17 protein-coding genes are annotated in these 23,494 nt (G+C 52.5%); 5 read left to right on the forward strand and 12 right to left on the reverse strand.

Annotated features, from left to right (window positions below):
• Window positions 1-33 precede the first annotated feature (33 nt).
• Both BLQ88_RS28570 and BLQ88_RS28575 read right to left on the reverse strand, forming a co-directional pair.
• Window positions 34-585 (reverse strand): DUF4142 domain-containing protein, encoded by a 552-nt coding sequence (locus tag BLQ88_RS28570; protein ID WP_176885141.1) that lies wholly within the window; start codon window positions 583-585, stop codon window positions 34-36.
• A gap of 66 nt (window positions 586-651) precedes the next feature.
• A complete protein-coding gene (locus BLQ88_RS28575) occupies window positions 652-1,056 on the reverse strand; it encodes a DUF4345 domain-containing protein (protein ID WP_090156437.1) in 405 nt (134 codons plus the stop codon).
• A gap of 206 nt (window positions 1,057-1,262) precedes the next feature.
• On the opposite strand from BLQ88_RS28575, the gene BLQ88_RS28580 reads away from it, so the two are divergent.
• Window positions 1,263-1,670: an SPW repeat domain-containing protein gene (locus tag BLQ88_RS28580; RefSeq protein ID WP_090156516.1), complete on the forward strand. Its 408-nt coding sequence runs from the start codon at window positions 1,263-1,265 to the stop codon at window positions 1,668-1,670.
• Window positions 1,671-2,078: 408 nt separating this feature from the next.
• Here the strand turns inward: BLQ88_RS28580 and BLQ88_RS28585 are convergent, their stop codons facing one another.
• Window positions 2,079-3,062 (reverse strand): response regulator, encoded by a 984-nt coding sequence (locus BLQ88_RS28585; RefSeq protein ID WP_090156438.1) that lies wholly within the window; start codon window positions 3,060-3,062, stop codon window positions 2,079-2,081.
• A gap of 172 nt (window positions 3,063-3,234) precedes the next feature.
• Here BLQ88_RS28585 and BLQ88_RS28590 point away from each other — a divergent pair, with 172 nt between their 5' ends.
• Window positions 3,235-4,482, forward strand: a complete 1,248-nt coding sequence (locus BLQ88_RS28590) for a sensor histidine kinase (RefSeq protein ID WP_090156439.1) — start codon at window positions 3,235-3,237, stop codon at window positions 4,480-4,482.
• An 89-nt stretch (window positions 4,483-4,571) separates the two neighbouring features.
• Window positions 4,572-5,081, forward strand: coding sequence for a DUF892 family protein (locus tag BLQ88_RS28595; protein WP_176885143.1), 510 nt, complete (start codon window positions 4,572-4,574; stop codon window positions 5,079-5,081).
• A 44-nt stretch (window positions 5,082-5,125) separates the two neighbouring features.
• On the opposite strand, the gene BLQ88_RS28600 is transcribed toward BLQ88_RS28595, so the two are convergent.
• Entirely contained in the window at window positions 5,126-6,292 is a 1,167-nt protein-coding gene (locus tag BLQ88_RS28600; protein WP_229212909.1) for an amine oxidase, read from the reverse strand.
• A 22-nt stretch (window positions 6,293-6,314) separates the two neighbouring features.
• On the reverse strand, window positions 6,315-7,391 hold the full coding sequence (locus BLQ88_RS28605; protein ID WP_229212910.1) for a glycosyltransferase: 1,077 nt from the start codon (window positions 7,389-7,391) through the stop codon (window positions 6,315-6,317).
• A gap of 218 nt (window positions 7,392-7,609) precedes the next feature.
• Here BLQ88_RS28605 and BLQ88_RS28610 point away from each other — a divergent pair, with 218 nt between their 5' ends.
• Window positions 7,610-7,861: a hypothetical protein gene (locus BLQ88_RS28610; RefSeq protein WP_090156442.1), complete on the forward strand. Its 252-nt coding sequence runs from the start codon at window positions 7,610-7,612 to the stop codon at window positions 7,859-7,861.
• Window positions 7,862-8,140: 279 nt separating this feature from the next.
• Here BLQ88_RS28610 and BLQ88_RS28615 read toward each other — a convergent pair whose 3' ends face one another.
• Window positions 8,141-9,106, reverse strand: coding sequence for a TIGR03885 family FMN-dependent LLM class oxidoreductase (locus tag BLQ88_RS28615; RefSeq protein WP_090156443.1), 966 nt, complete (start codon window positions 9,104-9,106; stop codon window positions 8,141-8,143).
• Window positions 9,107-9,118: 12 nt separating this feature from the next.
• The gene (locus tag BLQ88_RS28620) at window positions 9,119-9,589 is read right to left on the reverse strand and encodes a CinA family protein (RefSeq protein ID WP_090156444.1); all 471 of its coding nucleotides are present in this window, start codon (window positions 9,587-9,589) and stop codon (window positions 9,119-9,121) included.
• A 398-nt stretch (window positions 9,590-9,987) separates the two neighbouring features.
• On the opposite strand from BLQ88_RS28620, the gene BLQ88_RS28630 reads away from it, so the two are divergent.
• Window positions 9,988-14,313 (forward strand): FG-GAP-like repeat-containing protein, encoded by a 4,326-nt coding sequence (locus tag BLQ88_RS28630; RefSeq protein ID WP_090156446.1) that lies wholly within the window; start codon window positions 9,988-9,990, stop codon window positions 14,311-14,313.
• Between the two features lie 103 nt (window positions 14,314-14,416).
• On the opposite strand, the gene BLQ88_RS28635 is transcribed toward BLQ88_RS28630, so the two are convergent.
• From BLQ88_RS28635 to BLQ88_RS28655, 5 genes are all read right to left on the reverse strand, one after another.
• Window positions 14,417-16,516, reverse strand: coding sequence for a sulfatase-like hydrolase/transferase (locus BLQ88_RS28635; protein WP_090156447.1), 2,100 nt, complete (start codon window positions 16,514-16,516; stop codon window positions 14,417-14,419).
• A gap of 13 nt (window positions 16,517-16,529) precedes the next feature.
• Window positions 16,530-18,029: a RagB/SusD family nutrient uptake outer membrane protein gene (locus BLQ88_RS28640; protein WP_090156448.1), complete on the reverse strand. Its 1,500-nt coding sequence runs from the start codon at window positions 18,027-18,029 to the stop codon at window positions 16,530-16,532.
• Between the two features lie 21 nt (window positions 18,030-18,050).
• Window positions 18,051-21,467, reverse strand: coding sequence for a TonB-dependent receptor (locus tag BLQ88_RS28645; protein WP_090156449.1), 3,417 nt, complete (start codon window positions 21,465-21,467; stop codon window positions 18,051-18,053).
• 215 nt (window positions 21,468-21,682) lie between these two features.
• Complete coding sequence (locus tag BLQ88_RS28650) at window positions 21,683-22,723, reverse strand: FecR family protein (RefSeq protein WP_090156450.1); 1,041 nt, start codon at window positions 22,721-22,723, stop codon at window positions 21,683-21,685.
• A 59-nt stretch (window positions 22,724-22,782) separates the two neighbouring features.
• Window positions 22,783-23,388: an RNA polymerase sigma factor gene (locus BLQ88_RS28655; RefSeq protein ID WP_176885144.1), complete on the reverse strand. Its 606-nt coding sequence runs from the start codon at window positions 23,386-23,388 to the stop codon at window positions 22,783-22,785.
• Window positions 23,389-23,494: the final 106 nt, after the last annotated feature.

The raw sequence follows: 23,494 nt of genomic DNA on the forward strand, positions 1-23,494 counted from the left end.
TTGAGAAATTCGGTCAATTACTGGGAGCGTCGTTTACTGATCGTGCATCATTTCAGCCATCTCCAAGTGATGTTTCAGGGTCGGCAGTGTAGCGCCTGCCCATGATTTTAGGTCTTGATCCTGGCCTGAACTGGATTCTTTTTCAAACAAAGCGACCGTTTCCCGGTGTGAGCTTACCATCATTCTGGTATACATGCCGTTGAAAGCGGCGCCAGATGCTGCCGAAAGGCTGTCGAGCATCTTTTGTTTAGCGTCCGAGAGCGTGGCAGGGATAGCAACTTCTTTCCTGTCGGCGATCGTTTTTAGTTCATTGTTTGCCTTGGTATGGTCTGTTACCATCATTTGCCCAAAAGACCTGATACTCATCGAGTCGCCGGCCATTACCACTCCTGTTTTGCTGGAATCACCTTTCGAAACGGCCATTTCCCCGGCTTTGACCTCAAACATTCCTCCGTCTGCGGCACTGCTGACAAACATCCGGTCACTTTCCGGGATCGTGGTCATTGGCTGGTCGTCGTCATCGTCGCATGAAACTACTGCGGCCATGCCGCATAAAAGGATAAAAATTACACTTAGCTTTTTCATAAACATTTGTTTTGATCTGGCCGGCGTGCCTATTAAATGTGTGCCAGAACCGCTGGTGTTAAACCGTCACGTGGCGCTGGCCGCTACTTTGGACTGCCAAAAAACAAAGAGGGGCGGAAGTGCCGCCTCCAAAAACGGAAATATGTTGTAGGGGAAGGGGGCGAAACCGTAATTAGCGGCCGACAGCAGTCTACCGATCGCTCCCAGAAAGATGACAAAGCAGATAATTCTTAGCTCCGCAGACCTGTGTTTGATATCCCCAATGATCGACAGGGTGCAAACTCCAATGCCTACTGAAAGCCCGTTCAAAAAGCGGAGATTGCTATCCAGCAGCAGGCCCACTGGCTTTTCTAAGTCCGAATAAATAGGATTGTTGTTTCCGGCCATCCCTAACAGGCCTGAAAAAATCGGTACCAGGGCGCAGATTCCTAGCGAGACCTGCAAGAGCTTTCTGCTGTGGCGTTTTTTCATAATATGTTCTGGACAGTTTGCAATAAAGCCAGGCGCCTACCTGATAACGCCGGTTAAGATTTTCAAAAGGCGTCGGTGAATCATAAAAACCATTCCGGTCGCTGGCGAGCGGATTTATCGTTGGAATAGATTTTTACAAGGGCGCTGCTCTCGCCGGCGGGTGTTAGCCGCTCCCGGTGATAGACCCACCATAAATTCTGATGATAATGAAAGTACTCAGCACAAGCATGCATGCCAAGATTGACTATATCGCCGGGATTATTTTTTTCGCATCCCCGTGGATCTTTGGGTTTACCGAGTCGGTACCCGCGACCTGGACGGTGATTGCGGTCGCCGCCACAGCACTTACGATGTCCCTTTTTACCGATTATGAAGGAGGCATCGTCAGGAGCATCCCTATGTGGGCCCATTTAATTGTGGATTTGGTTTCAGGCGCGCTACTAGCCGCTTCGCCCTGGCTATTTGGGTTTGCCGAGCAGGTTTATTTACCCCACCTTGTCATGGGACTCTTTGAGGTGTCGGTCGGCCTACTGACAAGTGAGCAGGCGCGCGGCCAGAACACTGATGCGGTGGTCGATCCACAAGCAGATGGGGTGAATGGCTCGACTTATTAGGCAGTCTCATCGAGAATAGCGATGAGCAAAAAATGACGCTGCCGGGAAGGGATTCGACCAATACTGACGAGCCCAAGAAATAACCGATGCTACACGTGGCTCCGGAAATCGTGCATATCTTGATGGTAGTCCGGCTCAGACCTGATTTTAATAATTTCGGCGCAACTATCCATGATGGCTGCCAGTTCGCTTCCTGCAAGGACCTGGATATTATGTTGGCTGGGTTGAGCAGCTTCAAGACGCCCTGTTTATGTCCTGGTCGAAACGCTCGACAAGCCGCGAATACATTTCCTGGATTCGTTCGCTGTCACCGGGTGCCGAAGCGGATATGCCGGTGGTTGGTATGGCGCTGGGATAGCGTTTCATTGGAAATGTTCGAGGTTATAGCTCACTTGCACATATCTACTGTTAAGGACGCGGCGGCCGGACAGTATCCGACCAAAAGTGGAGCAAATTTTCAAAATAAAATGACCAGCCTGACAGATCTACCGGCTTAATCAGGTAGGCACTGGCATGGCTGCTGTAAGCGTCGTCAATATCGTGGGGGTCATCGGAGTAGCTGAAAACGATCACCGGGATATTTTCAAGTCCTCCCATCCCCGGTAAGCTGCGTATCTGCCTGATCAGGTCCAGGCCTTGCTGGCGGTCAGGAAGGTAAAGGTCAACCAGGATCAAATCCACCGGCGGCAGAATGCTGTGCAATTCATGGTTTAAGAAAGTGTTCATCCGGTCAGTGTCGACGATCCGGATGATATTGTACTGTTGCATGCAGCTTTTTAGCGCGGCGTTCATCAGGTACCAGTAATCGTCGTTGTCTTCGACGACCACAATCGTTTTAATTTTCAATTTATGGCCCGGAGGTGTCTCGCATGCTGGTCCGTAACTGTTCAGAAAGCAAAGGCCTACCCCGCGGGCCATACTCCTGTATTCTTCCATGGTAACCGGTTTGACAATAAAGGCATTTGCGCCCATACTGTATGCCTTATTTACCTGCTGTTGGTTAGTGGTTGTCGAAACCATCACTACCGGGATTGGTCTGTAATGCTCCTGGTGCTTGATACTGGCAAGCAATTCGAAACCATTCATTGCTGGCATGTTCACATCCAGTAATATAAGCTTTGCTGAACCGTCGCGGTTGGCTTCGAGTGCCTGTGTTAAATGGAAAGGATTTTGTACCTGTACGACCCTAACATCCTCAATAGCCTCTGTTAACGCATCATGCATAAACTCGAAGTCGTCTTCATCGTCATCGACCAGAAAAATTGTCTTTGCCTGTGCCATGTTTGATTGTAGTTCTTTCACTTTCTGCGAATTACCAAGGCGGATTTTTTCGAACGTCCGGCATACATTCAAAAGCTGTGCCAAATGCTGCGCACAACTAGTGCGCCGCATTTTTGAAATTACTTTTAAAACTGAGGGTCATCAATACCCATAAATCCGTGAGAACTACTACCTTTATAGCAATCCCAACCTCTGAGTATCAATCAACCGCCTGGTCGCCTAATTGGGAAAAAACCTCCGGAACACCGCTCCTGCCGGACGTAGGCTTTTAATCGAAAATGCAATGGTAATTTCCGATCGTGCTGACGGAGTATCTGCCGGGCACCTTACCACATTTCTTGCCGGCCGGCGGCAGGACCTGCTCAACGACTGGCGTGCCGCCTGTGAGCATGACTTTTCACTGAAAGGCGCGGCCACCCTGACCAAGAAACAGTTTATCAATCAGGTGCCAGTTATGCTGGATATGCTTGGTGCCAGGCTCGATGGTGGTAAAAAAGACCCGGAAATCAATTCACTCGCTTCCCAGCATGGACTGCACCGGTGGGAGAGGGGCTACTCTTTGGCTAGCTTGTCCGCTGAAATGCAGCACCTGGGCCGTTTGCTTCTGGGCGAGCTTCGCGCTTTCTGGCAGTTGTACCCTTCAACTAGTTCCAGCGAGATTTCAACCCGTTATGAGCAGCTCTTCGAGTTTGGTAATCAGATCAATACCGGTAGCATCTCACAATATGCTGACCTGCAACGGCAGGCGGCAGCTTCGCGCGTTGAAGCGCTGGAAAAGGCTCTGACCGAACTGAACGAAATTGGCAAGCAGCGCAGCGATCTTTTGCGCAACTCTTCGCACGATTTGCGGGGAAGTTTTGGCACCTTGCAAGGGGCTGCTGCACTATTGGAGCTGGTAATCGGCTCAGACCAGGAACGGCGTCATGTTCTTGAAATTTTGCGAAGAAACCTGGGCAGTTGCCATACAATGGTAACTCAGCTTATGGACTTGGCAAGGCTTGAAGCCGGGAAGGAGACTGCACAGATACGGCTTGTTGATGTGGGGGATTTGTTGACAGCGCTTACATCAACTTACCTCCCCTTGGCCGCAGAGCGTGGCCTGGAATTTAAGTCAGACGGCCCGGCCAGTCTATTGGTCGATTGCGACCCGCTATTGTTACAGCGCATTATTCAAAACCTGGTGCTGAATGCGCTCAAACACACGACTTCGGGCTGGGTCTCGGTCTGCTGGGCAATGACCGCCGAAGGCGACTGGACAGTTACCGTGCAGGACACCGGACCCGGATTGCCGAAGGTTGACGATCAAGTTGCTGAGCAGTTACCTACGCCTTGTAGTGCGGACGATCATCAATTGCGGCAAATGGCCCTAGGTACGACGACAGTTTCCGCTTTCGCTCACAAAGGAGAAGGCATTGGCCTTTCGATCGTCAAACGGTTATGCGAGCTGTTACGGGCTGATCTGACAATTAGCAGCCAGCCAGGCCTCGGTACAACATTTCAAATAAGGTTCGTTGCACGTTGGGGTGTGTGACTTAGCAATTGGGATGCAGCCTTCTAGATAAAATGCTTTATCGGGTACAGTTTTTATATGCGGTGGTGCTTTCACATCAACCTGATTCAATGGAAAGCATTTCAACATTCAGCACCGGTACAAAGCAGGTCAATGCAGGCGTAGGTCGCGCGATCCATGTAGAGCAGCAACTTACAAGGATCATCCCACAAGTGTTGCTTTCAGTCAGTTCGTCGGAGCTGTCGCGCACCCTTCGCCGGGCGCTGGCAATATCAGAACACCACCAGCGGCGACTTGCCAAAAACTACGAAGCGTCAGCTGGAAGCTTTACAGACAGTATCGCCGACGAGCTGGAAAAGCAAATTTGCGCAGTTGCCGGTAACCATCAAAGAGGCTGCGTCAACGATTTAACCTACACATTTTTGATCACAAAGGTCATACAATATAAAATGAGCTGTTACGAGCAGGCATTGGAGATCAGTGAACAAAAGAATCTGGCGGATCCCCAGCGTGTGCTGGGTGCTGCGTTGTCGGACGAAGCAGCTACCGCCCTTTTTCTGGAAGAGCTTGCCGAGCGGCTATTTTTGAGGCAGTTCCCCGGGCACGCATCGATGGCTTGACACCTGGCGAATGATCAAGAAGCAGTGAGCGCAGCAAAAACGCGTCAATCCTGGGTTTGATGTTTCCGCCCCAAGTGCCGGGCTATAAGCTGCTGACCGGCTGAAAGGGCCATAGCCGATGGAAAGTGAAGTACCCGGCGGTGACGGCCGTTGAAACCTTCGTCCCACAAACCCGATTGGTGCCAGATGTCGGGCTGATCCCAGTCGGGTCGGTCGATAATCGGGTAAAGACAAACACCCAGAAGCGGTACTTCGCGGTCAATCAGTTTTGCACATTCAGCGGCTACCATGGCTATCCAGACCGGCCTGTCCTCTTTGGGGTGGCTCGTTTCGGACAGTATGATGGGCCTGTCATACCGGCGCCAGGCATTTTCGAGCAATTCGGCGAGCGGCCGCCACCTGGGATCGGGTATGGGGTCATTCCACCCCAGGAACTGAAACTTGCCGATAATCCATTGGTTATTATAGTAATAGTTGAACCCCAATATGTCCGGCAGATCTTCGCTCCCTCCCAATTCAGGGCAGATACGCCCGCAAAGCATATCGACGGACTGGAACTGCAATTCATTTTCGGTGGCAGCCAAGGCCAGGTCATCTAAGCCAGTGTCCAGCTCGGGCACCATGTTGACCAGCGGCTCAGTGGTGACGATGCGCACCAGGTCGCTGATTTGTTTCATGGCTTTCGCACCAGCAATATACGCGCGCATCAAAGCGTACTTCACTTCCCAGCCATTCTTGATACAATAGGGAGCAGTTGAACCTACCTCACCGCCCAGCCAGGAAAGGAAGCTCACTTCATTGATGGGCGTCACATACAATATGCGCATTGGACGATGCAGTAGGCAGAAATTAACGAAAGCCTCACAAAGCGCCACAAAACGGGATGTGAAATGGGGATGGAGCGGGCTCAAATCCGACGGGTAACCGAAATGACAAATGTCCCAGATCTGCTGCACCCCGTATTCTTTGGCGGCATTCAGCATATTCAGTACAGTGTCGAAATTATAGCGATAGGGTAAGAATTCCACCACGCTCCATCTGATGCCTTCTCTGACAGTCCGGATGCCTACCGAGCAAACGCGCGCGTAGTCTTCTCTGACAAGCTCCTCATGGCCTGTAATCCGAAGCATATCAATCCGGTCGCCACTGCTATTAAGCAGATCGGCCGATTCAAAACCTGCCATCCAGAATGTATTGAAGGTCGTATCCATATTTTGCCGTCGATGGCCATTGTTAACTTGCATTTTTCAGTTTGGTGACCGGCACAACCGGACGTTCCGGCTTCTGAACCTTCATCATCAGTTTTACCATGGCGCTGAAAGTATGTTCCCAGGATTTGTCCGACAGGAATTCATCAACCGCGTGCATCCAATGCGGGTCGGCGGCGTGCGTGAGCTCTTTTTCGATGGCTGTAATGAATGTATCAGCGTCGTTGGCGATGCTGAAAAGGCCTATTTCTTCGTATGGATAAACAACATCCCGGATCGGCGAAGAGACGACCGGCTTTCCGGCTGCCAGGTATTCGGGTGTTTTGGTAGGACTGATAAATCGGGTGGATTCATTCAGAAGAAATGGAATGAGCGCCACGTCCCAGCCCGACAGATAGGCGGGCAGAAGCTGATAACTTCGCGGGCCCATATAGTGAATGTTGTCGGCCTGCGGCAGCTCGGCAGGATCGATCTTGACAACCGGGCCTATCAGCACAATATGCCAGTCTGGCCTTCGTGTGGCAATATCCCTGATCAGTTCCTGGTCCAAACGTTCGTCCAGTACGCCGTAGAAGCCCAGCTTGATACCGGTGATGGCTGCCTGGTCCTGCGGCTCGGCCTGACCGCCGCGCGCAGTTCCAAAATGTGCCTTGTCGATACTACTCGGAAATGGATGGATGTTGTTGTGACTGCTTTTCTTAGCTTCGTAAAGGCTTGTTCCTCCCGTGAAAACTACATCCGCTCGTTCGAGCAACTGCCGTTCATTCTGCCTGATGCCTTCAGGTGCAAATTTGAATCCGGACAATTCGTCCATGCAGTCGTAGACAGTCATCGCAGGTTTGAATGTCTCCGAGAACGGCAGGGCCATTGGCGTGTAGTACCAGAAGATAAAATTTCCGCAATCCCGTTTTTCGAAGAATGATTCCAGGATTTCACCGATCATTGTCACAGTTGCTTCGGGACTGCTTCCGCGGGGTAAATGCGGCACACAAATCCACAGATTTTCCTGCTTTTCTTCCATTTGAAGAAAGGGTTGCCCCGGACAGTCGAAGATCGGTTCTTCGAGGAAATACACATGCGCAATTTCTGCGAAGCGTGTCATCAGATGCTGAGGGCGTTGAAACACGAAATCCGACCTTAGATGCGAAAAGCAAAGCAGGTCTTTTTGTAAGTTGATGGTCATGCCGATAAGTGTCAGATGAAGAGATGGCCGGTCTAGCTAATAATTGTGCCAGCGTTTTTTGGCGCGCGCTCGCCACGCCTTGCCCAGCACAGTAGGAATGATTTTTATATACCGGAGCGACACTAAAATCAATTCATATGAAAAATCTAGCAGACGCCACGCATGGCGAAGGTAAAGTTGCAGAGGCAATCGAACAGCAAACCGCCAAATTGCCCTCAGACATTTTCCTCTGGGCTTCGCTCGGGGCTATGGGCGTGTCTCTAGCGCTGAAAATAATGGGTCAGAAGCATGACGCGTTATTTGTCGGGCAGTGGGCAGCGCCTTTTTTGTTACTGGGTGTTTACAACAAGATCGTCAAAACGCAGGGCCACGATCAGGAAGATGAATGAGTGAGATCATGCTGTCACATAACCTTCGGGAAACAATAGAAACCGCACTGATAGGACAGAACCCAAAAATGTAACAAATGGATTTTATTGAAATACTTGGCTTGGTGGCGGGCATATGTACAACAGGACGTTCCGATTGTCTCGACCAATCTCTTTACGATATGACTGAACGTGGCGATGCTTATCTTAAAATATAAGTATAAAAAAAGTGATCAGAATAGCTGAAAAGGTATCAAAGCAACAGCTGGACTAATGAGCCAGTTGTTGCTTTTGAAAACCTCAAATCAAATGGGGGACCACTTTCTCACCGAAGGCTTCGATAAATTGTTGTTGATCGAGATTGACATTGTGCAGATACAATTTGGTAATTCCCGCTTCGATATCTGCCGACAGCCATTCCAGATGCTGGTCCGGGCTATCCGAGATTCTGACGGCGGCGCTCATGTCCTCTGGCCGGACCACCGTTCCGGCAGCATCAAACCCTGCCGGCGAGCGGATATCTGATAGTAGTGATGAAGCGAAGATGTTATTGCGCCACTGCTGGTGGGCACCTTGCACAGCTTTTGCCATGCTGGTATCGAATGACAATTGTACTTTCAGGTAAACAGGTTTCCCTTCACCGCCGCCTTCCCGAAAAGCATTGATCATTCTTTTTAACTCGTCCGGAGGCCGGGAAGTGGTAATCATCGCGTCGGCCCAGCTTCCGGCCCACCGTGCTGTTTTTTCGGTGAGCGCTGCGCCGACGACCGTAGGCATGTATCCGGGGAGCGTATATAGTTTCGCGTCATATACCTGCACAAGCCCGTCATGGGTAACCGATTCGCCTGCCCACAGCGCCCGCATGATCTGGACGCATTCAATTAAACGTTGGTTACGCTCGTCTTTGGACGGCCACCGCTCGGCGGTAATATGCTCATTGAGAAACTGACCGCTCCCCACCGCGATCCAGAAGCGCTCCGGAAACATTTCGCAAAGGGTGGCGACGGCCTGCGCAATGATGGCAGGATGGTAGCGTTGACCGGGAGCGTTGACGATGCCGAATTGCAGATTGGTCGCCTGCATGGCGGCGCCAAGCCAGCTCCATGCAAAGCCACTTTCACCCTGCGTTTCGCCCCAGGGAAAGAAATGGTCGGAATTAAGGACGCTCGTAAACCCCGCGTTTTGGGCAAGACCCACATACTTCATAAGCTCGCTGGGTTTAAATTGTTCGTGAGAAGCGTGATATCCTACGTCGATCTTGGTCATACTGCTATCTATTTAGTTCGTCGGTAATGGTTTTGCTGCGAGGTCCGCTGCCAGCAGGACGATTTGCTCCGGAGTGCCTTCAAACACCTCGCTGACAGCGATGGATTTACCCATAATCAATAGGTGCAGGAAAATGGTGCCGACCGGCTTTTGGGCCGTTTCACTTCCACCGGGCGTTGCCAGGCCTGTAATGCCCACCTGGATATCAGAATTGATTAGCCCTTTCAAACGCGAGGTAAGCTCCCTGGTTACTTCTTCGCTTTCCGGCGTAAACCTTTTGATGACTGTCCGGTCAATGCCCAATAGTTGCTTTTTTACTTCGGCGTCGTAGCAAACAAGGCCGCCTTTCAGGATAGCCCCCGAGAACTCTGTCATGGAGAATTCGGCCGCAAGCCGACCAGCCGTAACGCTTTCTGCAAATGCAATAGTCAGGCCACGTTCTTGCAAAGCCCTGGCGCAACTGGCAATTAGATTTGATGGCATGTCTGTCTATCTGTGGTTAGCAAAGCTTGTATCTTATAATGTGCGCCACCTGCAAAAAAAATGATGCCATGGTTGGTTTCCTCGGTGGTAGCCCATGTGAGCAGCGCAGTGTGTCCTTCGGCGAAAGCTTCAAACCGGACCAGGCTAACCGGGAGCGGTACGGTAAGCGAAGCAAATGTGTAAGCCGTATGCAACAAACCTATCGACGTGGTTTTTCAATAATGCATTGTTTACAAAAGTTATTTTGGTATATCTCATGTCGCGTATTTTCGACAAAAGTTTCATAATTAATCGTACTAACCGCGATTTACGTCTACCCTACCTTTTCCGGTTGTAAAAAAGTCGCAGTTCGGGCGCAATGTCCGGTTGTCAGCGACCTCAAAAATGACCGAAAAAGTATGAATCTGAAACCTTTACTCTTATTGACGCTGGCTTTGATGCCATCATTGCCCCTGCGCACAGATCCGCAAGCAGTCAACCATCTGCCCGAAAGGCTGCATCTGTTGCCTGTGGCTTCCCGCAAACCGTTGGCACGCCAACCAGAAAAAACAACTGGCGTCGAAAAGTTAAAACAGAGCGATTGGTATGCTGCTGCCATGAAAAACATGCGGGAGGGGGAATACCACTTCAAGAAAGTCGGTGACAGTTACAGCACGCCGAACCGAAAAAACAACCTTCGTTTTTACTACGACGAAAAGGGGTTCACCGTCCAGCCACGCACGACCCAGGTACCGGTTAGCGACTACGATATCACCACCCCACCTGATCAGATCGAATACAAAACCCTTTCAGATTGGAAAGTAGCTTTCAACCTGGATAAAAAGCAAGTAGGCAAAGGCACCTGGCAGATTAATGGAAGCAAGGCCGAATATCAGACAGACAATATCACTGTGCAGTATATCAACAACATGGAAGGTATGCGGCAAAATTTTATTGTGCAGAATCCCTTGTCGGACGATGAAGACCTGAAACTGAATTTCAGTGTAGAAACGACGCTGGAGCAGCGCCTAAGTAGTGACCGGCTGCAATTTGTACATGAGCAAAGCGGCGTGGTTTTGAACTATGAGCAATTAAAGGTCTGGGATGCCAATGGAAAAATACTGGCCGCAAACTTCGAAAAAGAGAACGACAGCTACGCCATCCGGGTCAATACCGCTGATGCGGCATACCCGATTACCATTGACCCGATCAGCACTACTGCTGCGGCCATGGTAGAAAGTAACCAGAGAGAGGCCCATTTGGAGGCGGTTGCGAGCGCAGGGGATGTAAATGGGGATGGATATAGCGATGTGATCGTAGGTGCAGAAGATTACGATAATGGCGAATATGAAGAAGGTGTTGTCTTTATTTACCATGGTTCAGCCACCGGGATTAACAGCATTGCCGCCACTATCATCGAAGGCAATATGGAAGGTGCCATGATGGGCTCTTCCGTAGCGACTGCGGGCGATGTAAACGGTGACGGGTATAGCGATGTGATTGCCGGAGCTTCCAGATACAACAACGGCGAAAACAATGAGGGTGCCGTCTTTATTCATCACGGCTCAGCGACAGGGGTCAATACCACCGCAGCGGCTATGATCGAAAGCAACCAGGCAAATGCCCAACTGGGGGAGTCCGTAGCTACTGCGGGGGATGTAAACGGGGATGGATACAGCGATGTAATAGTCGGGGCGCACGGCTATGGCGATGCTGAACAGGGGGCCGCATTTATCTATCACGGCTCCGCCACGGGAATCGGTACCACGGCAGTGACGGTCCTCGAAAGCAACCAGGCGGAGGCATGGATGGGGCGTTCGGTAGCCGGTGCGGGGGATGTAAACGGGGATGGGTACAGCGATGTGGTTGTCGGCGCCTGGCGGTATACCAATGGGGAATTCGAAGAAGGCGCTGCCTTTGTCTATCATGGCTCGGCCACGGGGATCAGTACCACGGCGGCCGTAATGCTCGAATGCAACCAGATATATGGAAGAATCGGGCAGTCAGTAGCCAGTGCCGGCGATGTGAATGGCGACGGTTACAGCGATGTGATTGTAGGTGCTAATTCTTACAGCAACGGCGAATCCGAAGAAGGCGCTGCCTTTGTTTATCATGGCTCAGCGGTTGGGATCAGTAGCACGGCGGCCGTAACGCTGGAAAGCAATCAGACATTTTCAAAAATGGGCAATTCCGTAGCCAGCGCAGGCGACATTAACGGTGATGGATACAGCGATGTAATCGTAGGTGCAAATCAATATAGCAACGGTGAGGACTACGAGGGTGCCGCATTTATCTATCAAGGCTCAGCCACGGGGATTAGAACAACAGCTTCTGCCATGCTGGAACTTAACCAGGTGAATGCAGACGTGGGCGTTTCGGTAGCGAGTGCGGGAGATGTAAACGGGGATGGGTATAGCGACATCATTGTAAGCGCTTCAAACTACGACAACGGGGAAACCGATGAAGGTGCGGCTTTTGTTTACCATGGCGGGGCGACAGGCATCAGTACCACAGCGGCTGCCATTGTGGAAAGTAACCAGGTAAGTGCACAGTTGGGTGTTTCCGTTGCCAGCGCCGGTGATGTAAACGGGGACGGGTACAGTGATGTGATCGTGGGGGCTGTTTACTACGACAATGGTGAAACCGATGAAGGGGTTGCCTTCATTTACCACGGTTCGGCGACAGGCATCAGTACCACAGCGGCTGCCATTGTGGAAAGTAACCAGGCAGGTGCACAGTTGGGTATTTCCGTTGCCAGCGCCGGGGATGTAAACGGGGACGGGTATAGTGATGTGATCGTGGGGGCTGTTTTCTACGACAATGGTGAGACCAATGAAGGAGCCGCCTTCGTATACTATGGTTCGGCGACAGGCATCAGTACCATGGCTGCTGCCATGCTGGAAAGCAACCAGGCAAATGCCCAACTGGGGGAGTCCGTAGCTAGTGCGGGGGATGTAAACGGCGACGGGTATAGCGATGTCATTGTAGGAGCCCACTTTTACAGCAATGGACAAGAAAGAGAAGGGGCCATTTTTATCTATCACGGTTCAGCATCGGGGATCGATAATACTGCCGCCGCCGTCATAGAAAGCAACCAGGAAGATGCACGATTGGGCTATTCTGTTGCCGGCGAAGCAGATGTGAACGGGGACGGGTACAGCGATGTCATCGTAGGGGCTCCATATTACGACATGGGGCAAAACAGTGAAGGAGCCGCCTTTATCTATCACGGCTCAGCCACCGGGATCATTACTACCTTCGCCGCTGCGGTAGATAACAACCAGCCAGGTGCACGAATGGGCTTTGCTGTTGCCGGCGCAGGAGATGTGAACGGGGACGGTTACAGTGATGTCATTGTCGGGGCCCCCGGTTACGACAACGGCCGCCAGTTGGCAAATGAAGGAGCCTGCTTTATCTATCACGGCTCGCCAGCAGGGATTAATACCACCGCCGTGGCTATGATTGAAAGCAACAAGGCAGATGCACTCATGGGCCAGTCAGTTGCTAGCGCGGGTGATGTCAACGGGGATGGGTATAGCGATGTCATTGTAGGAGCCTATACTTACAGCAATGGCCAAGGCACTGAAGGAGCTGCCTTTATCTACCATGGCTCGGCCACAGGGATCGATATGACAGTTACTATGGTGGAAAGTAACCAGTCCGCCGCACTCATGGGCGGTTCTGTCGCCGGTGCGGGCGACGTTAATGGGGATGGGTATAGCGATGTCGTCGTGGGAGCATTTCAATACGATAACGGCCAGACCGGTGAAGGGGCCGCTTTTGTTTATTATGGCAATGAAGCAACTGCCAGCGGCCGTAATAACCTGAACCTGTACAATGTCGACCTTGCTACCCCGATGAGCAGCAGCAATTTCCCGCTTGCCAACTTCGGCACAGGCCTGTATGCCAAATCGTTCCTGGGAAAGGCGAAAGGCAAGCTGGTTTGGGAAACCAAGGTCAGCTACGAGCCTTACAGCGGCACCCCTATTACCAACAGTGTCCTGTACACCTCCCTGCAACCCATCTTTACGGACCTGACGATAACGGGCACCGAACTTAAAAGCCTGGTGGCTAAGCAAGCAGGAAAATACACTAAAATAAGGGCCAGGGTCCAGTACGATCCGGTTACGGCCATCACCGGGCAAATGTACGGCCCTTGGCGCTACGTACCTTCCCAGACAGCAGGTACTTCCGGCGGTGCATTGCCCGTCGACCTGATCTCATTCAAAGTTGCCTGGCAAGAAGAGGGAAAAACTGCACGAGTCAAATTTGTTACCGAGAATGAAAGCGAGATTTGTTGCTACGAGATTGAGAAAAGCGACAATGGGTTTCATTTCAATGTTATTGGCCATCTGGATGCCAGAAATGCCGCTGAACTGCACACCTACAATTTTATCGATCTGCGTGCGGTCGCCAAAAAGCAATACTACCGGTTGAAAACCATCCATGCCACCGGTGAGACCGATTACAGCAGGATTGTCTTACTGCAAGATAAAGCGGTGACGGAAATACTAGTTTTTCCTAACCCGACCGCCGATTTATTGCAATTGCAACTTAATAAGGCGTATGATAATGTCCGCATACAGATAGTAAGCAGCGCGGGACGGGTTGTTAAGCAACTTGTAGTCAACTCCGACGCTAACCAATCGATTAAAATCCCGGTTGCCAGTTTGAGCACGGGCAGCTACTTTTTGTATTTACAAACCGGTGAGGAAAAACAGGCATTGCAGTTTATCAAACAATAAAAATGTCGTGCAGGCCGTAGTCATTCCTACGGCTTGCACGACTTCCTGCTTAACAACTACAAGTTATACGATTGACAAGAATATGGAAGGTCAGTTAGGCAATTTATTCGTATACAAATGGCGAGCTTCCTGGTGACGACGATTCGTTTTTTTCAAATTTCCAATCAAAGGTAAGTTTTGGTGTCTGTCCTTTTTCTGGTTGGTAAATAATTCTGATCGGATGTTCGCCGGCTTTCAGATTGACGGCACCATCTATTTTCTGCCCATTTTGATAATTAAAACTACCGTCAAGCAAATTTGCATGATGCATTTTCAGTAAAAAGCCACCGCTTCCCGACATAGATAAATAATATTTACCATCCTTTTCCGCGTGTATCATCCCTTCGATCACCAGCAGCCCCTCAGTGGTTTTTATTTTAGAAAGATCAAGACCATTCAGGACTCCTTTTTCTACGGGGCTCATGTTCCGTATATCGGAAATCCACGGGTAGTCGCCTTTAAAGACCTTATATTTTAAGCCAGCTTTTGTGCCATTGGTTTTGATTGGTGGAATTAGTGCGCTGTCATACGGTCTGGGTGCCTCCGCATCCGGGCGTCTTACCCGCAAAACATAATCCTTGAAATCTTGTTGCATTGTTCTCAATGCATTGCCGGAGGCTAGATTGTGCGCTTCCTGTGGGTCTTTGACAACATCGTAGATCTCAAAGTCATCGTCGGCGGAGCGGATGTTGTACCGGACTCCCACATAGTCACCTTTGCGGACTTTCTGCATCTGGTTACGCTGTCTCGCGCGGTGATTGGGCGAGAATTCGGCGAAATCCGGTGTAGCGCCGTTCTGATCGTATTCTATGTATATCAGACTTTCTCTTTTCTTTCCTTTGCCCGTCAGGTGAGGCAGAAGCGATACGCCATCGGTACGGGCAGGTGCAGCAATGCGGGCCGCGTCGGCGAAGGTGGCGAGCCAGTCATGCGAAGCATTCGGCGAGTCGATCACCTGACTGGCAGGAATAGCCCCCGGCCAGCTGACGATTGCGGGCACCCGAACGCCGCCTTCCCATACATCGCGCTTGATCCCATCGAACGGACCGAAGCTGTTGAAAAACTCGGGCGTGTAATTCACGTATTGTTTCGGGAGATAAGATTCGATGGACGGGCCGTTGTCGGAAGTAAACACGACCATCGTATTCTCATCGATTTTCAGGTCCTTCAACAATTTGAAAATATCGCCTATGCCGTCATCGATCCGGCGGCAAAGCGTCGCATAACGTTTGTAGGTGTCCGGCCAGGGTTTTTCCGGGGTTGACGGGTTTTTGTCATCGTCGTAGGTTGCATTGGCATAATCCGGGTGAATGTAGGAATCAGGCTCTCCGCTGGCGGTGTTGATCATCTTTCCCGGCGTTCCCAGCCATTGCAGACCGCCTTTCAAGCCGCCGCCGGACGGGTATGCCTGAGTGGGTAATTCGAGCACCGCGTGGGGTACATCATAGGCCAGGTACAGGAAAAACGGCTCTTCCTTTACCGCAGACTTGCTTTGCGCCGTGATCCATTTTTTTGCGGCGGCTGTCCACAAGTCGGTGGTAAAGCATTTGTCCAGCCCGTCGGATACATTGGTTTTGTTTTCCCAGACATTCTTTTTGCCCCGGTAAATGCCTTCCTTCGGGTAATGCTCATGCCCGTCCACGTGCTTGATATAGGCATACGAGTAATCGAAACCGCGGTTCAGCGGGTGGGCGGGCCATTCCGGTTCGGTTGCATTCAGTCCTTGCAGGCCCCATTTGCCGACCAGGCCGGTTTTGTAACCCGCTTTTTGCAGTACATTCCCGATTGTGAATGTGTTTTGCAGCTCCTTATCGAACTGGTTGTCGCGCACATTGGCATGTCCCTGGCTCACCCCGAGCAGGATCGACGCACGCGACGGCGCACATACCGGTGCCGCGCAATAGTGGTTGGTCAGCATGGCGCCGCCCTTCGCCATCGCGTCCAGGTGCGGGGTACGCTGCCAGGGCTCGCTGCGGTCGCCTTTTCGCATCCGTTGGTTTTGCCAGAAAGCACCCACGTCGCCCCAGCCCATATCGTCGACGAGGATGAAAATGATATTCGGCCTGGCGGGTTTCTGCTGCTGCGCCCCCGCCGGAAAGGCGGCGGGAGCGGCGGTCAGCAAAATGCAAATACTTACCAATAGTCTGATTTTGAAAACCTTCATTATACGCAATGGGTTACCGGTTGTAATTGGGGTTCTGGTTGAGGTTCGGGTTGGTTTGCAATGCCGTGGTTGGGACCGGCCAGAGATAGTCGCGCTGCGGGTTGAACGAGCGCTTATCGACTACTTTGCCAAGGTAATTCGTCACATCGGTATTCAACTCCGCTTCGGCGGTTTTCCATCTTTTCAAATCGAAGTAATAAAGGCCCTCGCCGACAAACTCGATCCGGCGCTCGTGGCGGAGGCGTTCGCGCATCGCTGCTTGCGAGAGCCCGGCGGGCAACGCGGGCATACCGGCCCGTTTGCGCACCTCGTTCACGGCCGCATATACGGAAGCATCCGGGCCGGCGACTTCATTCTGGGCCTCGGCGTAGGTAAGCAGCACCTCGGCATACCGGATCAGGACTACATTCAGGTCCGAAATGTTATCGACCTTCCCGGCGGGCGGCGCCTCACCGTCCCGGTAGGTAGTACCTTTTTTTAGACCGTATCCGGTTTGGGGATAGGTCGTAGCCACGACCGGTTTGCCTTTAAACAAGCTGCCGATGGTGATCACGGTGCTTTTCAACCGGGGATCGCGATTTTCGTAGGGTTTGGCGGCATCGTAAAGCGCCGACTCGGTGATAGGCTTTCCGTCGATGGCTTCGTATTGGTCGATCAGGTTCTGCGTCGGCGCAAACGAATTGAACTGGTCGAACTGGATATCGTTGGAATGCGTGAACTCCGGCTGCTTATATTGCACGTCCATCAGGATTTCGGTATTACCCTCGTTTTCCGGCATAAAAAGCGCCCGGTAGTCGGGGAACAGCGCATTGGATTTCAAGTCGATCAATGCCTTCGACGTTTCAGCCGCGGCGGCCCAGTTATTGAGATACAACTGGATACGCGCCTTCAATGCCAGCGCGGTGGCCTTACCTGCGCGGCCCTTATTGGCGGCCGAAATGGTAGCCGGCAATACCGGTATGGCGGCGTCGAGGTCGGCCAGCATTTGCCGCTCGATGTCGGCGGCGTTGTTGCGGGGCAATTCTCCCTGCTCCCTGGCCGGCGGATCGGTAATCAGCGGAACGCCGCCATAAACAGACCACAGGCTGAAATAGAAAAAGGCGCGGAGGAACTGCGCTTCGGCGACCACCTGCTTTTTACGCCCTTCGTCCATGGTAATGCCGGGCACACGGCTGATCACCGAATTGGCACGGCCTATGCCCTGGTAAGCATTGCCCCAGCGGGTGTTGATGATGGCGGTATTGGCCGCATCGTGAATGCCCCTGGCGATATTACCGGCACCGAGCTGGTTGTCGTAAGTATAAAAATTGGAGGTCACCGCATCCAGGCTGGCCGGGATATTGCTGCCGTAGACGTTCATCAGCGAGCTGTAAGTGGCAGTAAGGCCCGCATTGGCGTGCTCCTCGGTTTTCCAGAAGGTCGCTTCCGTGAAACGGTCTGTCGGGTTCAGTTCAAGGTAATCCGAGCAGCCGGTGAGCAGCAATGCCGGAAGGATGAGTTTGTATATTTTCATTGGGTTAATGCGGTCAATGGGTTAGAATGAAACGTTCAGGCCGAAAGAGGCGACTTTGGCGATCGGGTAGGCGACGACGCCCGCCGCTGCCGGGTCACGCTCGGGGTCGCCCAGCCGGAACTTGGAGACGGTGATCAGGTTCTGACCGTTCAGGTACAATCTCACCCGGGAAAGTCCCAGTTTTTTCACGAGGTCGGCGGGGATCGTATAGCCCAGCTGGACGTTTTTCAACCGGAGGTAAGCAATGCTCTGAAGCCAGAAGTCGGACACCTGGAAATTCTGCGGGTAGCCGTTCGCGGTGGTCAGCCTGGGCAGCGACGCATTGGGGTTTTCGGGCGTCCACGAATCGGTAAGCCATTCCCGGGTGACGCCCGCGCCGTTTTTGTAAGGTTGCGCCAGGTTGGCGGTCACGTAGGTATCCAGCTTGAAAGTACCCTGCCAGAACATCGCGAAATCGAAACCCTTGTAATCCGCGCCAGCCGTGAAAGTGTAGGTGTAGCCCGGATTCGACTGCCCGATCACCACGCGGTCGCCGCTGTCGATCTTCCCGTCGCCATTCTGGTCCTTGTATTTGATATCGCCCGGGTTGGTTACATTGTTCTGGAACGGCGACGCGTCTATTTCCGATTTGGACTGGAAAAGCCCCAGTGACTGCAATCCGAAGAACGAGTTGATCGGCGAGCCTTCCTGGATGATCCTGTTGGTATTGTACAGGATCGCCCCGTCGGTGTTTTCGACTTTGTTGATCAAATGGGTGATGTTGGCTGCCAGGTTGTAGTTGATCCCGGCCGCACGGTCGCGGTAACCCACCGTCAGTTCATAGCCTTTGTTGGAAACCGAGCCGATATTGCTCAGCGGCCCCTGCAAATTCCCCACCTGCGCAGGCAGGTTTACACGCGCCAGAATGCCGTCGGTATACTTCCGGAAAAGGTCGAATTCGAATGTCAGTTTATTGTTGAACAGCCCGCCGTCTATCCCGACGTTGCTTGCGGTTGTCGATTCCCAGCCTACCGTCGGGTCGGCCAGCGTCCGCACAGCCGCCCCGCTCGACACCACATTATTGAAAGAATAGTTGGTCGTGAAAACCGGCGAATTCAGCTCCACCGCATTGACATAGCTGAACAATGGAATGTTCTGGTTTCCGAGCTGGCCCCAGGACGCCCTGAGTTTCAGGTTGCTGATCGTGCGGATGTCTTTCAGGAAATTCTCCTCGCTGATCCGCCAACCGGCCGAGAACGAAGGAAAGAAGCCCCACCGGCGCGACTGCTCGAAACGCGAGGAGCCATCGACCCGGAAATTGGTTTCAAAGAGGTATTTGTCCTTGAAAACATAATTCACACGCCCGAATGTGGACATAATGCGCGACTTCGTGGATGTGCCGCTCACGACCGGGTTAAGGCTGCCGCCGTTCAGCTCGGTGATTTCGTTGCCGAGGTAACCCTGGTTCTGCGCCGTGAACCTGCCAATTGAAAAATGTTCGAGACTGAACCCGCCCAGTACATTGAGGTAATGGTTTTCCTTGAAATTCTTTTCCCAGTTCAGGGTGTGGAAGTTGGTGAATGAGAAGTTCAGCCCGCTCGCCTGCGAAACCCCGCGCGGCGGAATGTTGCCCATGTTGGTCACCTCGCCGGTTTTGGTATTGGTGAGCGGGATTACCGGGTAATTGTATTTCTCGTTCTCGAAGTACATATTCGGTGCGACGGTGATCTTGTATTTGACGCCGAATGGCAGGTTAACCTGCGCATACAGGTTAGCGATCCCCCGCAAGCTCTTGTTAAGGTGCCGTCCCTCGAGGGAAAGCGCGTAGGGGTTGCGGAAAAAGTTATGGCCGGGAACCCTGATCCACTGGTCGGCATAAGTACCGTCCTGGGCCAGGTTGGTCTGCATCGGCAGGCCTCGGTAAATCAGCCCCATGATCCCGCCCTCGCCGTTGGCGTCGTTCGCCGTGTAAGCGCCTTCGTTGTTATCCCACCAGGTGGCGATCACATTGCTTCCGATGGTGAGCCAGGGCGTAACGTCGGAATTGATATTGGTGCTGAACGAATATTTCTGCGCGCCGCTGCCAGGCAGAATGCCCTTCTGGTTCAGATAGCCTAGCGAAACGGAGTAGGTAGACCGGTCCGAGCCGCCAGAAAGCCGTACATTATGCTCCTGGATCGCCGCATTGCGGAACATCAGTTTGAACCAGTCCGTATTGGGATAAACGTAAGGGTCTTTCCCGTTGCGGTATTCGTCCATCAATGCCTGGGAGTACTCCGCCGCACGGCCCTCATTGGCGAGCGCGCGGTTTTTTCCTTCCATGTATTCCAAAGTATTGGTGACCACATTACCGGGTAGCCTGGTCGCCTGCTGTACACCGAGATAACCCGAGTAATCTACCCTTACTTTCGTGTTTTTCTGCCCGGTTTTGGTGGTCACCAGCACCACGCCGTTTTGGGCGCGGCTTCCGTAAATGGCCGCCGATGCGGCATCTTTCAGGACGGTAACTTTCTCTATATCATTCGGGTTGACGTCCCTGAGCGAGAACTCCACGCCATCAACCAGTACCAATGGCCCGGTGCCGGTTTCCGTGTTATAGGAACTCGCGCCGCGGATCGTGATACTGGCGCCGTCCGCGCCGGGCCTGCCCTGGTTCATATTCACGTACACGCCCGGAAGCCCCTGCAATGCCTGCGAAGCGTTGGTGATCGGGCGGTTTTCGATCGCTTTGGAATCGATGCTGGACACGGCGCCGGTCAGGTTAGCTTTCTTTATAGTACCATATCCTACTACCACCAGCTCTTCCAGTTCCTTCATATCCTGTTTGAGCGAAATCCGAAGGACCGACTGCGCGCCAACCGCGACCTCCTGGGCGATGTACCCTACGAAGGAAAAAATCAGAACGGCGGAATCGTCGAGGTTGTCGAGTGTGAAATTCCCTTCCACGTCCGTAGTGGTACCGGTGGTAGTCCCTTTCACCAGCACACTGACGCCCGGTAATGCGCCGCCTTTTTCGTCGGTGACGCTGCCCGATACTTTTTTCTGTTCGGTCTGCACAGCGGGAGCGGGGGTATCCGGCACCGGCCGGGTGAGTGTCTTGTCCGATCGCAGCACGATCACCTTGTCGGTGGCGTCGTAGCCGATGCCAATGGGTTTCAGGTATTTGTCCAAAACCTGCGAGATAGTCTGGTTACGGACATTCACCGAAACCTGTCGCCCGGATTCGATCAATGCCGGGCTGAATACGAACCGCACATTGGCCTGCCGTTCTATTTCGATCAGCAGGGACTGGATGGATAGATTTTTCGAGTCGATGCTGACGCGCTTCCCCAGCAGGTCCTGCGCATGCGCATCCAGCGCGATGGCACTGACCGTACAGGACAGTATCATCAGGAAGGGTAAGGCGCTGATTTTCATAAGCCAGACAAAATAGTAGTAGCCGAGTATGTTTTTTTTCATACTTTTAAAATGGTTTTTAAGACTTGGAAAAAGATTAAAGCCGCTCTATCCGGTCAGTATCGTCGAAAATGCAGGACCGGAGAGCTCCAAACCGGTGGTATCCCCATACCGCCGGTTTTTTTGTGTCGGGTTAAAACAGTAGATCCAAATGCGCGTGGGTTGAAGAGTTATATGGAAAAAAAGATTGAAAATGCGGGCCGTGGCACAAGGCCGTTTCAGCATCCGGGCGAGACGATCAGGATTTGTCCGTCGCTGACTTTATAAGTAGCATTGATCGCCTTGCAAATGGCTTCTATCTGTTCGACGAGATGCATTCCCTCGAAATTGGCCCTGACCTTGCAGGATTTCAATTGCGCCGCGTCGAAGGTGATGTTCACCCCGAATGCCAGCCGCGCCGCCGCGAGATAACCGGCCACATCGATGGCATCCCCGTTGCCGGTCGAGCTGAGAAACCGGCTCATAGGGTCGTCCTGCCCGAGCAGCGACAATGCGATGCCGTCCTGGCCCAGGCTCGCCTGCTGGCCCGGTACGATCTCGGCGGATTTGCCTTTTTCGCCGCCTTCGGGCACAGACACTTCCACCTTCCCCGTGCGAACGCCCACGACAGTATGCCCGTTTTCACCGTTTGTGCTTACGCTGAAACTCGTACCCAATACTTTGGTCACCGTTTCATTGGCATACACGAAAAATGGCCGTGAGCGATCGGGCGCGACTTCAAAAAAAGCTTCTCCCTGCAATTCCACTTGCCGGCTATCGGCCGCGAAACGGTCGGGGATGCGGACGGCGCTGCCGGGTTGGAGGAAAATGCTGCTGCCGTCGCCGAGTTGCACAAGCGCTGCGTGCTGCCCGCTATTCTTTTTCCAACCCTGCGATCCCTGCGCGGGTAATTGTGCGGTTATGCGCCGGTCATTGTCGGCCGGGCGTAGATAAAACCCGATGATCACGGCAACTACGGCCGCCGCCGCCAGCCCCCAACGGTAGAGCGTGCGCACGACCGGCCGGCGTTGTTTGCGGGTGGTGCGTTCGAATATTTGCCCGACAGCCAGCGACTGCTCCGCTTCCGATAGCGGTATATGTGCCACGCCAACCGCCCTGATCGTATCGGCCGCGATCAGAAACTTGCCGCGCTCGGCCGGATGCTGTTCCATCCATTGCCGGAATTCGGATTCCTGCCGGGGAGTCGGATGTAGTACAAGGTCGCGGAATGCTTCGTTGACGAGCAGTTCCCCGACCGTTAAATCGTAGAATTCTTCCATGGGATAGCTTTACTTCTGGTGCACTATAGCGGGAACGGCGCACCGGATACCCTCCGGAATTAAAAATTTTTATTAAAATATTTACAAAAGAGAAATGCCGCCGTCGGAAGGGCGGGGGACCAGTTGTTTCTCAGCCAGTTCAACGATTTCTGTAAAGTGTTCGAAACCGATTGTGGGGTAATCTGCATAATGGAGGCGATCTCTTCGCGCGAGAGATTTTCGAAATATTTGAGCAGCACGATTTCCTTCTGCCGGGCAGGTAACTGGTTCAGCAGCGCGGCAAACCTGTCGCCCAATTCCTGGCTGGCCTCCGAGCGGATCAAATCCTGCTCGATGCTGAAAACCGCTTCGAAAAGCTCCGCCTCCGTACCGGCCTGCTCGCGTGCGGCCTGGTGTTCCGTCTGGCGATGGATGCGTCGCCTGAGCGACGCGAAAAGGTAGGGTACGGGCGGTATCGACCCATTCAGGTTGGCCCTGCTTTCCCAAACTTTCACGAATACATCCTGAATGCAATCTTTCACCATTTCCTTGTCCCTGCTGAATTTGGTGCCGTAGTGGAACAGGGAAGGGTAAATGCAGCTGACCAATTGCTCGAACGCCTCCGTATCGCCGGAAATGAAAGATCTCCAAAGCGCTTCTTCTGACTGCCTGGGACGAAATTCCATTGATTCGGGATAAAGGGTGTTGGAAATGGGCATGATTATCGCAAAATAATCATATGGATCTGACAAAAACTATCGTTTGTGCAAGGTCCGTTTAACGTTTTGAGGT

The organism is Dyadobacter soli, assembly GCF_900101885.1.
Taxonomy (GTDB): Bacteria; Bacteroidota; Bacteroidia; order Cytophagales; family Spirosomataceae; genus Dyadobacter; species Dyadobacter soli.

Coding starts and splice junctions, on each gene's coding strand:
- BLQ88_RS28570 (WP_176885141.1), bottom strand. CDS start 585: ATGAAAAAGCTAAGTGTAATTTTTATCCTTTTATGCGGCATGGCCGCA.
- BLQ88_RS28575 (WP_090156437.1), bottom strand. CDS start 1,056: ATGAAAAAACGCCACAGCAGAAAGCTCTTGCAGGTCTCGCTAGGAATC.
- BLQ88_RS28580 (WP_090156516.1), top strand. CDS start 1,263: ATGAAAGTACTCAGCACAAGCATGCATGCCAAGATTGACTATATCGCC.
- BLQ88_RS28585 (WP_090156438.1), bottom strand. CDS start 3,062: ATGCGGCGCACTAGTTGTGCGCAGCATTTGGCACAGCTTTTGAATGTA.
- BLQ88_RS28590 (WP_090156439.1), top strand. CDS start 3,235: ATGGTAATTTCCGATCGTGCTGACGGAGTATCTGCCGGGCACCTTACC.
- BLQ88_RS28595 (WP_176885143.1), top strand. CDS start 4,572: ATGGAAAGCATTTCAACATTCAGCACCGGTACAAAGCAGGTCAATGCA.
- BLQ88_RS28600 (WP_229212909.1), bottom strand. CDS start 6,292: ATGGATACGACCTTCAATACATTCTGGATGGCAGGTTTTGAATCGGCC.
- BLQ88_RS28605 (WP_229212910.1), bottom strand. CDS start 7,391: ATGACACGCTTCGCAGAAATTGCGCATGTGTATTTCCTCGAAGAACCG.
- BLQ88_RS28610 (WP_090156442.1), top strand. CDS start 7,610: ATGAAAAATCTAGCAGACGCCACGCATGGCGAAGGTAAAGTTGCAGAG.
- BLQ88_RS28615 (WP_090156443.1), bottom strand. CDS start 9,106: ATGACCAAGATCGACGTAGGATATCACGCTTCTCACGAACAATTTAAA.
- BLQ88_RS28620 (WP_090156444.1), bottom strand. CDS start 9,589: ATGCCATCAAATCTAATTGCCAGTTGCGCCAGGGCTTTGCAAGAACGT.
- BLQ88_RS28630 (WP_090156446.1), top strand. CDS start 9,988: ATGAATCTGAAACCTTTACTCTTATTGACGCTGGCTTTGATGCCATCA.
- BLQ88_RS28635 (WP_090156447.1), bottom strand. CDS start 16,516: ATGAAGGTTTTCAAAATCAGACTATTGGTAAGTATTTGCATTTTGCTG.
- BLQ88_RS28640 (WP_090156448.1), bottom strand. CDS start 18,029: ATGAAAATATACAAACTCATCCTTCCGGCATTGCTGCTCACCGGCTGC.
- BLQ88_RS28645 (WP_090156449.1), bottom strand. CDS start 21,467: ATGAAAAAAAACATACTCGGCTACTACTATTTTGTCTGGCTTATGAAA.
- BLQ88_RS28650 (WP_090156450.1), bottom strand. CDS start 22,723: ATGGAAGAATTCTACGATTTAACGGTCGGGGAACTGCTCGTCAACGAA.
- BLQ88_RS28655 (WP_176885144.1), bottom strand. CDS start 23,388: ATGGAATTTCGTCCCAGGCAGTCAGAAGAAGCGCTTTGGAGATCTTTC.